General features: G+C 38.7%; 12 protein-coding genes and 2 tRNA genes. 9 read left to right on the top strand and 5 right to left on the bottom strand.

Annotated elements, in window-relative coordinates; translation table 11 throughout:
* Positions 1–89 precede the first annotated feature (89 nt).
* The gene (locus tag BFL47_RS07170; RefSeq protein ID WP_069659122.1) at positions 90–674 is read left to right on the top strand and encodes a riboflavin synthase; all 585 of its coding nucleotides are present in this window, start codon (positions 90–92) and stop codon (positions 672–674) included.
* 27 nt (positions 675–701) lie between these two features.
* On the opposite strand, the gene BFL47_RS07165 is transcribed toward BFL47_RS07170, so the two are convergent.
* From BFL47_RS07165 to BFL47_RS07155, 3 genes are read right to left on the bottom strand one after another with little or no spacing between them, the layout of a single operon-like run.
* The gene (locus tag BFL47_RS07165; RefSeq protein ID WP_069659121.1) at positions 702–1403 is read right to left on the bottom strand and encodes a methyltransferase domain-containing protein; all 702 of its coding nucleotides are present in this window, start codon (positions 1401–1403) and stop codon (positions 702–704) included.
* A 6-nt stretch (positions 1404–1409) separates the two neighbouring features.
* A complete protein-coding gene (locus BFL47_RS07160) occupies positions 1410–2546 on the bottom strand; it encodes an NAD(P)/FAD-dependent oxidoreductase (RefSeq protein WP_069659120.1) in 1137 nt (378 codons plus the stop codon).
* Positions 2547–2550: 4 nt separating this feature from the next.
* On the bottom strand, positions 2551–3657 hold the full coding sequence (locus BFL47_RS07155) for a type III polyketide synthase (RefSeq protein ID WP_069659119.1): 1107 nt from the start codon (positions 3655–3657) through the stop codon (positions 2551–2553).
* Between the two features lie 395 nt (positions 3658–4052).
* Here BFL47_RS07155 and BFL47_RS19750 point away from each other — a divergent pair.
* Together BFL47_RS19750 and BFL47_RS19745 are read left to right on the top strand one after the other, a co-directional pair.
* Positions 4053–4161 (top strand) — tRNA-Asp (locus BFL47_RS19750).
* A 219-nt stretch (positions 4162–4380) separates the two neighbouring features.
* Positions 4381–4490 (top strand) — tRNA-Asp (locus tag BFL47_RS19745).
* A 304-nt stretch (positions 4491–4794) separates the two neighbouring features.
* Here the strand turns inward: BFL47_RS19745 and BFL47_RS07150 are convergent.
* Both BFL47_RS07150 and BFL47_RS07145 read right to left on the bottom strand, forming a co-directional pair.
* Positions 4795–5628 (bottom strand): universal stress protein, encoded by an 834-nt coding sequence (locus BFL47_RS07150; protein WP_069659118.1) that lies wholly within the window; start codon positions 5626–5628, stop codon positions 4795–4797.
* Positions 5629–5866: 238 nt separating this feature from the next.
* On the bottom strand, positions 5867–6358 hold the full coding sequence (locus BFL47_RS07145) for a YajQ family cyclic di-GMP-binding protein (RefSeq protein WP_069659117.1): 492 nt from the start codon (positions 6356–6358) through the stop codon (positions 5867–5869).
* Between the two features lie 325 nt (positions 6359–6683).
* Here BFL47_RS07145 and ppk1 point away from each other — a divergent pair, with 325 nt between their 5' ends.
* The 6 genes from ppk1 to BFL47_RS07115 all read left to right on the top strand — a co-directional run bounded on the left by ppk1 (position 6684) and on the right by BFL47_RS07115 (position 14427).
* A complete protein-coding gene (gene ppk1 / locus BFL47_RS07140; protein ID WP_069659116.1) occupies positions 6684–8747 on the top strand; it encodes a polyphosphate kinase 1 in 2064 nt (687 codons plus the stop codon).
* Positions 8744–9625, top strand: coding sequence for a Ppx/GppA phosphatase family protein (locus BFL47_RS07135; protein WP_069659115.1), 882 nt, complete (start codon positions 8744–8746; stop codon positions 9623–9625). The genes ppk1 and BFL47_RS07135 overlap by 4 nt, the downstream gene beginning before the upstream one ends.
* 31 nt (positions 9626–9656) lie before the next feature.
* Entirely contained in the window at positions 9657–10493 is an 837-nt protein-coding gene (locus tag BFL47_RS07130) for a sulfite exporter TauE/SafE family protein (RefSeq protein ID WP_069659114.1), read from the top strand.
* Positions 10490–10876 (top strand): DUF1634 domain-containing protein, encoded by a 387-nt coding sequence (locus BFL47_RS07125; RefSeq protein ID WP_069659113.1) that lies wholly within the window; start codon positions 10490–10492, stop codon positions 10874–10876. The genes BFL47_RS07130 and BFL47_RS07125 overlap by 4 nt, the downstream gene beginning before the upstream one ends.
* On the top strand, positions 10876–11709 hold the full coding sequence (gene murI / locus BFL47_RS07120; protein WP_069659112.1) for a glutamate racemase: 834 nt from the start codon (positions 10876–10878) through the stop codon (positions 11707–11709). Before BFL47_RS07125 ends, murI begins: the two co-directional genes overlap by 1 nt.
* A gap of 78 nt (positions 11710–11787) precedes the next feature.
* Complete coding sequence (locus BFL47_RS07115; protein ID WP_069659111.1) at positions 11788–14427, top strand: valine--tRNA ligase; 2640 nt, start codon at positions 11788–11790, stop codon at positions 14425–14427.
* Positions 14428–14431: the final 4 nt, after the last annotated feature.

Raw genomic sequence — 14431 nt, 5'->3', positions numbered from 1 at the left:
TTTAATTTAAATCATAAATAATTTTGATTTTAAATATACGAAGACAATTCGCAATTTGAGCAGAATCAGCTTTTGTTTATCTTTACAACATGTTTACAGGTATTGTTGAATTCACAGGTCAGGTTATTGCCTTACAAGAAGATAAAGGGAATTTGAATATTACAGCTTCTTCTCCTTTTTCTGCTGAGCTTAAAATTGACCAGTCAGTTGCCCATAATGGGGTTTGTCTAACTATTGTCGCATTAGATGAACACGCACATACTGTGACAGCAGTAGAAGAGACCTTACAAAAATCTAATCTGAGAGCTCTGGCTATAGGCGATTTTATTAATCTGGAAAGGTGTATGCAGATGAATGGCAGGCTTGACGGACATATAGTACAGGGGCATGTTGATCAAACTGCAATTTGTGTAGCTGTCAATGAATTAGAAGGGAGCTGGTTTTATATTTTTGAATATGATTCCTCAATCGGAAACATAACCGTAGAAAAAGGTTCAATTTGCGTAAATGGTGTGAGTCTTACTGTTGTTAATTCAGAAGCAAATCGTTTTTCTATTGCTATCATCCCGTATACGCATGAGCATACCAACTTCAAACAACTAAAGCGGGGTGATACTGTTAATTTGGAATTTGATATTATAGGGAAGTACGTTGCCAGATTGTTAAATAAATAATGCAATGAAAGCCTTTGGCTGATTTATTCAGGAATTATAAATAACAACCTGCCATCTGAACGCCCATTTCCATTCAATTTTATATTTGTTTACCCCTGCTTTTGCCAATAACGACTTTAGTTCATCTTTTTTAAAACTACGTCTTACCGATAAAGGGCCATCGTTGCGCATCATTTTATTGGGGATCACAACAGTAAAAATAGCAATTAGTGAATAGTATAACAGCCAGTGACGGTGTAAATCAGTGACTATGACTCCTCGTTTAGCAGTTTTTGCCATTTTTTTAATCAGTTGAACCCAGGCATCATCTTCAAAATGATGTGTAAACAGACTTGATAAGATGATATCAAATTGATTTTCCTTTAGATTATCACTCATCACTTCAGTTTGTATGTATTTGATGTTCAAATAACCGTTGGTTTCTTTCTGCGCAAAAGATAGAACCCCCGAAGAGGCATCCACTCCGGTTAACTTTATAGGGATTTTCCTTTTTTTCGCCCAGTCAGCTATTGCCTTTAAAGCATCTCCACCTCCGCATCCCCAGTCACTAATATGATTTCCTGATTGTACCGGAAAGTGCTCTAGTGCTTTAATTAAACTAGCATGACCGCCAAACCAGGCATTTAAATTACCCAAACCTTTAAGTACGGGTTCCAGCTCAGTTTTCGGTAAATCAAAGTCATCCATAATTTCGTCAACACCACGAATACGCTTGCTGAAATCAACCATATGTTTTTATTTTAAGAGTCCCAAAGGTTTACCATGAGTGCGTTTTATTAAGTAGCCTGCCATCGCTGGCGAACCATTCAGCAGATGGATAGCCAGGTTCATCAAGGTGTTGTTTCCAAATATAAATTGCAATTTGCGTCCGGTCCATAAACGCTTTGCAAATTGCTTATTCCAAGCCTCAATGTAAATTTGTTCTAATTTATTTCGTTGCTCTAAAGAAAATGGAGCTCCATTTTTATAGCATCGGACAATTATCTCAGACAGGATTTTAGCTGAATGAATGGCCATCGTCATGCCGTTGCCACATAAAGGGGCAATCATTCCGGCTGTATCGCCACTCATCAAAATATGTTGCTCTACCGGTTGCTTTTTCTCAAAAGATATTTCGTTAATCACCTCGGGTTTATCCATTAGCATCTCTGCGTTTTTAAATAAAGCCTTCTGGTAAGGGTTTTTGTTTATCAATCCTTCTTGCAAATCTTGCAGGTTGCCATACTGCCGTAAATCATCGCGATGAGCCAATGAGCAGATGCAATAGCGGTCATCCTCAATTTTTGATACCCCACAATAGCCATTTTTAAAACTATTCAGCTGAATTAAATCATCGGGAAAATCAATTTTAGCATGGATCTTTATGCCGATATAAGGACTGCGATGGTGAAAAAAGCTTCGGTTTAGCTTGCTATCCAAGTTAGACCGTTTGCCGAATGAGCCGATAACCAGGGGGGCTTTAAGGATTTGATCAGGCAATGTAACCTCAAAACTGTTTTGCTTAAACTGAATATCTTCCACACGTGTATCCAGCATAAAGGTTACACCCTTCGCCTTGCACCTTTGATAAAGATAATGATCAAAGGTATATCGACTTAGTCCAAAACCACCCAAATCAAGTTGTTGTGCAAATTTTGCTCCTGAAGTGGAGGTTACTTCGAGTCGTGTAATATGTGATGCATGGAGAGCAGTGACATCAATATCAAGTTCCTTAAGAAAGGGGAGGACTTCATTTGAAATGTACTCACCACAAACCCTATGGAAGGGATACGACTTTTTTTCTATAACGGTAACTTGTAATCCAGCTTCGTTCAGTAATAGCGCATTAAATAATCCTGCTAGTCCTCCACCTACAATAATTACGTCGCACATCGTTTTAACAAACCTTAAGAACCATACCCTCAACCGTTAAACCTGGCCCAAATGCAAAGCTTAAAACACGTTGATTGGATAACATTCCGGCATTTAAAATCTTTTGCAGCACAAATAAAATGGTTGCCGATGACATATTACCATATTTCCGCAAAACCTCATAAGCAAAAGTGTTGCTTTCTTCAGGCAGTTCCAAAGATTCCTCAACAGCTTCCAGGATCTTTTTACCTCCCGGATGAATGGCATACAATTCAATTTGCTCTTTTGTGAGACCAGCCTTTTGAAGTAAGCGGTCAGTAACACCTTTTATATTTTTCCTGATCTGCTTGGATACTTTAGAAGTAAGTTTCATTTCGAAACCAGTGTTGCCAACAAACCAGCCCATTTCATTACGACTTTCGGGTAAAAACTCCGAGTAAAAGTTTTCAATTATGAGACCTGTTCCGTTACCTGATTTATTAGTAGAATGCTCAATGAGGACAGCAGCTGATCCATCAGAAAAAAGTGAATTAGCAACCCAGTTATCTAAGGTGTTCGTCTTTTGAAAATGAAGAGTGCATAGCTCAACAGAAACCAGCAATACCTTTGCCTTAGGATCAGCTCTGCAAATATAATCGGCAGCTTTCAATCCGTTAATCGCACCATAGCAACCCATGAAATTAATACAAGTGCGTTCGGTGGTACGTTTAAGTCCCAGCTGTTCCACTAGGTCAACATCAATTCCCGGCGCATACATTCCGGTACAACTAACCGTAATCAAATGGGTTATTTGCTCTGTTATTTGATCATTAAAATGGGAAAGACAATTTTGGGATGCTTGCAAAGCTATCTTGATAGCTTTTTCCTGATAGATTTGAAGTCGCTTGTGGGTAGTAACAAATGGTTCCAGATCAGCAGAGGGTTCAAAAAATGTAAAATCAACCGGTTGAGCGTCGAAATCATTAATCACAGAGTAGCGGTAATCAATACCGGAATTATCATAAATTGTTTTTAGCCGGGCAGCATGGTCCGGACTAAGAGCAAAAGCATTCACCATGAAAGTGTATATGTTTTGCTGCGAAAGCCGATTTTCCGGATTGGCAATTCCTATTGCACTGATTAAACTACTCATTTGCTATATTAAGTTTATTGATTCGCCTGCATACAGTATTGTGAAGTATTATTCACATCATCAATATTATAAGTATTTGTATGTTTTACTAAAGCATCAAATATGTAATTTGTTTTTCAATATATTGTCATTTAAAACTGTAGGAAATTTGATTTTACTTATTCATTCAAATAAAGTACTATGGGTTTTTATATTACGTTACTATAATAGTGTTTTTAAAAGGGCAATGATACCTGGTATTAAAAGAAATTACTTCTGTTGGTTTTTGAATTTGTCATAGAATTGCCTTTAAAGCTATTAAATTGATAATAAATGTTAAAATGTGTTAAAGTATTTGCAATTATTAATAATTTAACGATATTTGTATCAACAAGTTTTTAGGGCTTTTAAAATACTGTAGGGTGGTGAAATTGGCAGACACTCCTCCTTGTCCCGGTGGCGGAGATTATGGGAAATCCGGAAACGGTTAACCACTCTTTGAAGGTTCGATTCCTTCCCTTACAGCTCCTTTCAATAATTTAGGTTTATAATTGGTTAGTTTGAGCTCTCGCCCATCGAGAGCTTATTTTTTTGCCTAAAATTCTGGTTTATATAATTTTCATAAAAGCTAATCCCCTATTACTTTATTTACATTTATTAATATTTTATTTTAAAATATTTGCAACGTATAGGTTATGTTATTATCTTTGAGTCAACAAACGGTTATCAGTTTGTTAATTATACTGTAGGGTGGTGAAACTGGCAGACACACCTCCTTGTCTCGGTGGTGGAGATTATGGGAAAACCGGAAACGGTCTAACTACTTCTTGGAGGTTCGATTCCTTCCCCTACAGCTCCTTTCAATAATTTAGGTTTATAATTGGTTAGTTTGAGCTTCCGCCCATCGGGAGCTTATTTTTTGTCCAATTTTTTATTTAAAGAAAAGTCGTAATTGCTAGAATTTCAGGTATATAGTGTAGGGGATGACTCCGGATAAATAAGTATACCTATGTTAGCTTTTGATTTTGTAAGTTCTTTAAGAGGGCTGAGTTTTATAGAAAACTGCTTTTAAAAAGCAAAGACCGGCATTCGCCGGTCTTCCGCTACTTAAACTCCAACCCCTTGGTTCTTTTATGCAGAGGGATTCTGCATTATAATTTAGTTCTTTCCAAATGGAATAGATAATAAAGGAACTTTACTACGTGAGGCCATTGCACAGGTTTTGCTTCTGTGAAGCAGGGAATCCCATAAGCCATGTTTTTGTGGTACCATCACAAGCAAGTCTGCATTGTACTCTTTCATGCCTTTTTCAATCCCTTCAATGATGCTACAGCCATCAATATCTCTGTAGGTATGATTTAATCCGCTAAAGCTTTCATCGTGCGGATGTAGGCCGGCTAGTTCTTCAACAAGTGCAAGATCAGCTTTTTTCATTAATTTTTGTACATGAAGAACCTGTACTTCTGCGCTCATTTCAGCGGCAATCTCTTTTAGTTTAACTAATGTTTTGCTGGCTGAGTGACAGTTATCATCACAAGCAAATAGTATTTTACTCATGCCTTTAAATTTTGCGTCGATAGGTACTACCAGTACGGGATATTTGGCATGATGGATGATTGATGTGGTGGTATTACCAAATAATCTTTGGTCTAATGTTTCTCCTCTCATTCCCATTACAACCAGGTCGGCGTCGTATTCAACAACTAAGCGATCTAATTCAGACTGGATTTCAGATAGTTTACTTACACATTCAACTGGTACATCGTATGTGCATTTTGTTTTCAAAGCAATGTATTCTAATGATGCTTTGTTTGATGCGATAATTTTTTCAATTTCTGATGCAGGCAATAACGTGTTTGCAGCATGCGGGGGAATAACAAAGGAATTATATAAAACTAACTTAGCATTTGTGCATCTGGCAAGAGCAGCTGCATATTCAAGCGCATTGTTTGCATCTTTAGAGAGGTCGGTGGCTACGATTATAGTTTTCATAATCTTCGGGGTTTTTGTTGATGTAAAGTTAGACAGGTTACATTGAAGAAAAAATGATAATGATTACTAAATAAGGTAATATAAGTCGTTAGAATCGCTTAAGTTAAACAAAATGCTCCTTTAAGAGAGAAGAGTTAGGAAGATTGATTCCAATTATTCGTTCTCAAAGAAGCATTTTAGGTGTTCGGCAGAAAGATTTAGTATAATAAGTTATTCCGCTGGACATGTATGTTGGTTTTTAATTCCTCATATTGATATATTGAAGAGGTTGGCCAAAGTCTTCCGTACGGCATAAGGTGATGACAGCCTGCAGGTCATCAATCTTTTTAGCCTGAACTCTAACTTGTTCGTCCATGATGGAAGCTTGAACTTTTAGTCCGCTGTCTTTTATTTTTTTGATAATTTTTTTGGAGGTTTCCTTATCAATGCCTTCTTTAATTTTGATCTCTTTCCTGATCATATTGCCGGATGCGTATTGTTCTTTTCCGGTTTCCAGAGCATTGGGGTCTAGTCCTTGTTTAACCATTCTTGAGATAATGGAGTCCAGAATGGCTTTGAGGCGCATATCATTCTCGGTCACTACTGTAATTTCATTGGTCTTCTTATCCAGATTCACTGTGCTCTTTGAATCATTAAAGTCAAATCTGTTTAAGATCTCTTTTTTTGCGGTATTAATCGCATTATCAAGAGTTTGAGCATCTATCTTACTTACAATATCAAATGAAGGCATATTAATGTGGTTTTAAAAGACGAAATTACAGATTTAAAGCTCAATTATTAGTTTGTGAGAGATTAATTGTCAGCGATGTTATGTGGAAAGACCATGAGTTAGCAACTGAACAGTATACAAAGTATTAGGTTTTTTATTATTGAATTATATTAATTGCAATTCACTACGAAGCATATTTTACGAATACATTAAAACACAGAACACTCTTTTATGCTTAACATTAAGATGCCTGATAACATATAAGGCAATTATTTAATATTAAATTAACACTAATATGCGCAGATTTGCGTCATTCGGTAGCAATACCGGAATCTTATTTATATAAATGGCTAAGGTAAAGATTCAGCTTACTAATCGGGAAATCAGTTGGTTATACTTCAATGAGCGTGTGTTGCAGGAAGCTGCAGATATCTCGGTTCCTTTAATAGAAAGAATTCGTTTTCTGGCAATCTTTTCCTCTAACCTGGATGAGTTTTACCGGGTTAGAGTGCCGACATTAATTAAGTTGGCCAATATAAATGAAAAGGCTAAGGAACTTTTGGGTTATAATCCTAAAAAAATAATTAAAGAGATTAAAGAGATTGTTGTTAATCAGGAGCGTCGCTTTGACGATCTGTATGAGAATGGCATTATAAAAGAACTGGAAGAAGAACGGATCTTTATTATCAATGAGCGGCAGCTGAATGTAAAGAGAGGCGAGTTTTTAAGAAGCTACTTTAGAGAAAAGCTGTTGTCTACGCTTGTTCCGATTATGCTGAACGAAAATAAACCTTTTCCGGAGTTGAGGGACAGGGCTATTTATTTTTTCGTGCGCCTCAGTAAAAAGGATAAAAAAGAAAAATCGCAATATAGTTTAATTGAAATTCCGCTTAAGAGCCTGGAGCGATTTATTGTATTGCCGGAAACGAATAATCTGAAGTATATCATCCTCCTGGATGATATTATCCGTTATTGTCTGGACGATATCTATTTTATTTTTGAATATTCAGCCATAGAGGCCTATTCCATACAGTTAACGCGTGATGCGGAGTTGACGCTGGATACGAGTATCAGCGAGAAGTTTATTGATACCTTAACAAAGAGCTTGCAGAAAAGGAAAAAGGGCAAGCCCATGCGTTTGTTGTATGATAATAATATGCCCCTGGCGATGTTAAACTATCTTGTTGCCAAACTTGATCTTACGGCAGATGGTTTAATTCCAGGGAACCGGTACCATAATTTCAGGAACTTTATTAGTTTCCCTAATGTTGGACGGGCTGAATTAGAATATCATAAAGATGCACCTCTCCCAGTTAAGAACCTTGACCTTGGTAAAAGCATTTTTAGTCAGATTGCTAAACGGGATTATCTGATTAATTTACCTTATCAGTCTTTTGATTACATTATTCACTTTCTTAGGGAGGCTGCCATAGACCCTAAGGTTACGGAAATCAATATCACGGTATACCGTCTTGCTGCTAATTCAAGAGTCATTAATGCTTTGATCAATGCGGCAAAAAATGGTAAAAAGGTAAATTGTCTGGTCGAATTAAAGGCTCGCTTTGATGAACAGAATAATATTTACTGGATGAATAAACTTGAAGAGGAGGGTGTCAATGTGAGTTATGGTCTGCAGGATTATAAGGTACACTCCAAAATCTGTTTGGTTACCCGAATGGAAAAGGGCAAGCCAGTTTATTACGCTAGTCTGGCCACTGGCAACTTCAATGAGAAAACGGCTAAGTTGTATGCTGATCATAGCATTTTTACGACACATCAGGGTATAGGAAATGAGTTAAAGCGCCTGTTCAAAGGTTTGGATAAAAAGGTGTTCTATGATGATTATAAATTTCTGGTGGTATCACCACTGGAAACCCGAACTAAGGTCTATGCGCTTATTGCTGATGAAATAAAAAATCAGGCACAAGGCAAACCTGCTTTTATTATCTTGAAGATGAATAGTCTGGCCGACGAGGCGATGATAGGGAAGTTGTATGAAGCCAGTAATGCTGGGGTCAAAATACAGTTGATTGTTCGGGGCATGTGTTGCCTGATTCCTGGAATCGCGGGAATGAGTAAAAATATTGAAGTGATCAGTATTGTAGATAAGTACCTGGAACATGCCCGGGTGTGGGTATTCGGTAATGGGGGCAATGAAAAGGTCTTTTTATCGTCAGCCGATTTTATGACCCGTAATCTGGATCAGCGTGTGGAAGTAGGCTTCCCAATATTAGATGCTGAAATTAAGAAGGAGTTGCTGGATATTATTCACATCCAGTTGCTGGACAATACGAAGGCCAGAGAGATCAATGCCTCAAATACAAATCGTTATCACCGGACGGACGAGGAGGTAAAACACCGAGCCCAGATTGATATATATACATATTTAAAAAACAAATCATTATCGTGAGATATGCAGCCATTGATGTTGGATCAAACGCCGTTCGTTTGCTCATTGCAGACATAATAGAAAACGGAACAGAAATAACTTTTAAAAAAAATACATTTATACGTGTGCCATTGCGCCTCGGAGACGATGCTTTCCTGGATAAAAGGATTGGGGAAAAGAAGTCTGAGGATTTAATTAGAACCATGACTGCATTCAAATTATTAATGGATGTGTATAAGGTTAAAGAATATATGGCTTGTGCTACATCAGCGATGCGCGAAGCAGGAAATGGTGGAGAGCTCATCAAGCGGATTAAAGCGGAGGGCAACCTTGACCTTAAAATTGTGGAAGGAACGGAGGAAGCCAATATTATCTATTCTACACATATTGCGGAGCGTTTAGACTTCAACAAAAATTATCTGTATATTGATGTAGGTGGAGGTAGTACTGAGCTTTCTATCTTTGTACAGGGCAAAGTAGAAGATTCAAAGTCCTTTCCTATAGGAACGGTGCGGATGCTTGATAATGCGGATATTCCGGAAACCTGGGATGAGATGCATACCTGGATTAAAAACCACACCCGCATTTATAAAAACCTGGTTGGTATTGGTACCGGGGGAAACATCAATAAGTTATTCCGCTTATCGGATGAAAAAGAGGGTAAGCCACTTAGTATTTCCAAATTAAATGAGATCTATTCGCAGTTAAATGCGTACTCACTAAAAGAGCGAATCGGTGTACTAGGCTTAAATCATGACCGTGCGGATGTAATTATTCCTGCCTCGGAAATTTATCTTACTGTCATGAAATGGGCATCTATTAAACAGATTTATGTGCCTAAAGTAGGTATGGCAGATGGTATTATTCAGGTTTTAATAGATAAATATTTAAAAGCCTAGTTGGTATGTCTATTTTTGGACATATATAAATATGACTGTACTACTTTTTACGTTAATTCTTTTCGTTGGGGCTTTTGCAGCAGGGCTTTTGGGCTCTTTAACCGGACTGGGAGGGGGAGTAATCCTGATTCCTCTTCTTACGCTGATCTTTAATGTAGACATACGGTATGCTGTAGGCTGTGCTTTAGTATCTTCCATAGCGACATCTTCAGGTTCGGCTGCTGCCTATATTAAAGAAGGGATTACGAATATCAGGATTGGTATGTTTCTTGAAATTGCAACTACTACAGGGGCAATTATCGGGGCGCTTATTGCGGTTTATACCTCTACAAATGTGGTTGCTGTGATTTTTGGTGTGGTGCTGTTATTTTCGGCACTCATGGCCTTACGAAAGAAAAATGAGGATGCGGATACGGAGGATAAAAGTATTCTGGCTCAAAAGTTAAAGCTTAATGGAACGTATCCTACGACAAATGGAATTGTGGCCTATAAGGTAAGCCGGGTGATTGGGGGATATTCCCTGATGACGATTGCAGGGATTACATCAGGTTTGCTGGGGATTGGGTCAGGCGCTTTAAAGGTTCTTGCAATGGATACCGTCATGCGGATTCCGTTTAAAGTGAGTACTACAACGAGTAATTTCATGATTGGGGTAACTGCTGCAGCTAGCGCGGTGGTATATTTGCAAAGGGGGTATATTGATCCAGGTTTGGCTATGCCGGTTGTTATCGGGGTTTTAATCGGGTCTTTTGCAGGCTCCAGAATTCTGGTCAAGGCAGATGTGAAAAAGTTAAGATTGCTTTTTAGTGTGGTAATTGGCTTCCTTGCGTTGGAAATGATATATAACGGTTTAATGGGTAAGTTATGAAGAGTTTATTTCGAACCGATAAAGATGTTGCATCAGTATTAGGTCAGCTATTACGGGCAGGTGTAGTCACGTCCAGTGTAATTGCTTTGATTGGGGGAGTTATTTACTTGATGGCCCATGGTGCAGATAGGCCGCATTATACCGAATTTATAGGTGCGCCGGAAAATCTGCGACATATCAATGGAATTATAGCTGGTCTGCTGGTATTTGATGCCCAGGCAATTATTCAGACAGGCGTATTGGTGTTGATTGCCACTCCAATATTGAGGGTGTTGCTTTCAGCAATAGCCTTTGCGATTGAAAAGGATTATCTGTATGTAATCATTACTTTAATTGTTCTATCCATCATTGCTATTGGTATGTTTGGGGGGCTAGGAGGATAATGAAAAAGGGACCTATAGGAATATTTGATTCAGGATACGGAGGATTGACGGTATTTAAAGAAATTGAAAGCCGTCTGCCTCAATATGATTTTGTTTATTTGGGTGATAATGCACGTGTACCCTATGGTACGCGATCGTTTGAAACGGTATATCAGTATACCTGGGAATGTGTGCAGCATTTGTTTGCTATGGATTGCAATCTGGTAGTTCTTGCCTGTAATACAGCATCAGCAAAGGCCTTGCGGTCTATCCAGCAAAATGATCTTCCTTCGTTTGACGTTGATAAAAGGGTTTTAGGTGTAATCAGGCCAACGGCAGAGGTTGTGGGTACCTATACTAAAACTGGGAAGATCGGTATTTTAGCTACACAAGGTACGGTCAGTTCAAATTCGTATGTGATTGAAATTAATAAGTTTTTTCCTGATATAAAAATCTTTCAGGAGGCCTGTCCTTTATGGGTTCCTCTGGTAGAAAGCAATGAGTTCAACACGCCGGGTGCTGATTATTTTATTGAAAAGAATTTAAATAACCTGTTTAAGCAATCTCCGGATATTGATACCGTGGTATTGGCTTGTACGCATTATCCATTGCTTGTTGATTCGATCAGCAAGTTTTTACCTGTTGGAATCCGATTGGTTTCCCAGGGTAAACTTGTAGCAGAAAGTTTGGAAGATTATCTCGAAAGGCATACGTTGCTGAAGGAATCATGTTCTTTAGGAACGCGTCGTAATTTCTATACTACGGGTGCCGTAGGCGACTTCAATGAAAAGGCTGCCATTTTCTTAGGCCATGGAGTAGGTTATGGGATAGAGTCAAAACATCTGCCACTTTAAGTCATTTCCGTTTTTTATGCCGCAAATTGGTTATTTTTGCAAAAACTTAATTTCGACTTCCCTTTTAATTTCTTTAAAATGAATATCTCTACAACATATAGTCCTATTGAAACAGAAGACAAGTGGTATAGCTACTGGTTAGGAAAAGGTTTTTTTCATTCCGAACCTGATGACCGGGAAGCTTACACGATTGTGATTCCTCCACCGAATGTTACCGGTGTTTTACATATGGGGCATATGCTTAATAATACCATTCAGGATGTGCTGGTACGAAGGGCCAGGATGCAAGGGAAAAATGCATGCTGGGTTCCGGGTACTGACCATGCTTCTATAGCAACTGAAGCTAAGGTTGTGGCCATGCTTAAAGAACGTGGTATTGCCAAGAAAGATCTGAGCAGGGAAGAGTTTTTGAAATACGCCTGGGAGTGGAAAGAAAAATATGGTGGTATTATCCTGAAGCAATTGGAGAAACTGGGTGCCTCCTGTGATTGGGAAAGAACCCGTTTTACGATGGATGCCGATCTATCGGTAGCGGTTACCGATACGTTTATTCATTTGTATAATAAGGGATTAATATATCGCGGGATTCGGATGGTTAACTGGGATCCTCAAGGGAAAACAGCGGTTTCGGACGAGGAGGTGATCCGTAAGGAAGTCAATCAGAAGCTTTATTATATCAAATACCCGGTTGTTGGTACTGACGATTTTATTGTTATTGCTACTACGCGACCTGAAACCATTATGGCGGATAGTGCAATATGCGTGAACCCCCGTGATGAACGGTATATCGATCTGAAAGGTAAGAAGGTTATTATTCCTCTTGTAGATAGAGAAATTCCTGTTATTGAGGATGAATACGTAGAAATGGAATTTGGTACAGGTTGTTTAAAGGTGACTCCGGCGCATGACTTAAATGACTATGAGCTGGGTGTTAAACATAAACTTCCTGTTATTGATATTTTAAATGATGATGGTACTTTAAATGAAAAGGCCGTTATTCTGGTTGGTGAGGATCGTTTTATAGCACGTAAGAAAATTGCTAAGCTGCTTGATGAAGCGGGCTTATTGGAAAAGGTGGAGGATTATAAATCGCAGGTTGGTTTTTCTGAACGGACCGATGCTGTTATTGAGCCCCGTCTTTCTTTGCAATGGTTTTGCAAAATGGCCGATATGGCTAAACCTGCACTGGATTATGTGGAGGATGGTGAGGTGAAGCTGATTCCGGAAAAGTTTGGTAATACCTACCGTCATTGGATGGAAAATGTGAAAGACTGGTGTATTAGTCGCCAGCTTTGGTGGGGACAACGGATTCCGGCATGGTATAATGCTAATGGGGAATGGGTGGTTGCTGCAACACAGGAAGATGCTATTGAGGCTTTCAATAAGGCTGGTCAGGACAGTGAAAACCTGGTTCAGGATGAAGATGTGGTAGATACCTGGTTTTCTTCGTGGTTATGGCCCATGTCTGTTTTCGATCCATCGGTTTGCGGACATCCGGAAAAAGAGGGTAACGCTGATATCAATTACTATTATCCCACAAATGACCTGGTTACAGCACCTGAGATCTTATTTTTCTGGGTTGCACGAATGATCATTGCAGGTCATGAGTTTAGAGGTAAAGCGCCTTTTGAAAATGTATATCTGACTGGTATTGTACGGGATAAGCTGGGCAGAAAGATGTCTAAGTCGTTAGGGAATTCTCCAGATCCGATTGAGCTTATCAATCAGTACGGTGCTGATGGTGTTCGCGTAGGGATGCTTCTTTGCTCTCCTGCCGGTAATGACCTGATGTTTGATGTTTCTTATTGTGAACAGGGGCGTAATTTTGCCAATAAGATCTGGAATGCGTTTAAATTGCTCAAAGGCTGGTCTGAAAATACAGTAGCGATTGAGAATGCGGAAAATAAGGTTGCTATAGCCTGGTTTGATAGTCGTTTTAATGAGGCTCTTGTAGAAATTGAAAGTCATTTCGCTCAGTATCGATTATCTGAAGCATTAATGGCTATATATAAATTGGTGTGGGATGATTTTTGTTCCTGGTACCTGGAGATGGTTAAACCTCCTTATCAGCATCCTGCTGACCGTGAAACGGTGGCGGCTACTACCTTCTTCTTTGAGAAAATATTGAAACTGCTTCATCCTTTTATGCCTTTTCTTACTGAGGAGCTTTGGCATGACGAGATATTTGGTGCGCGTGAGGAAATGGATTGTTGTATTGTATCAGAATATCCTAAAACAGCAGCGACAGATGACAAGCTTTTAAAGGAGTTTGATATGATTAAAAAGGTGGTTTCTGAGATTCGTAATATTCGGAACAGTAAACAGATTTCTCCCAAGGACCCATTGCCTTTAGCAATTAAATTGAATTCAGAGATTGATTATACCAGTTACCTGTTTGTTTTAAATAAGCTGGCTAATTTAAGTGAGATTGTTTTTGTTGATGATCAGCTTAAAGGTGGGGCATCATTTATGACTGGGCGTGATGAGTTTTTTATCAGTCTGGAAGGTAATGTTGATCCATTGGTTGAATTTGACCGGATGTCTAAGGAACTGGTCTATCTGGAAGGTTTCCTGGATGCAGTGAATAAAAAACTTTCTAATGAACGGTTTGTTCAAAATGCAAAACCTGAAATTGTAGCGAATGAGCAAGCAAAACAAGCGGATGCAGAGGCTAAAATTTCTATCTTACGTGAAAGTATTAAAACGCTGCTAATCTAATCTG

The organism is Arcticibacter eurypsychrophilus (assembly GCF_001730525.1).
Classification (GTDB): Bacteria; Bacteroidota; Bacteroidia; order Sphingobacteriales; family Sphingobacteriaceae; genus Arcticibacter; species Arcticibacter eurypsychrophilus.
The sequence above is the reverse complement of the archived record's forward strand: the minus strand, read 5'-3'. Positions and strand labels throughout refer to the sequence as shown.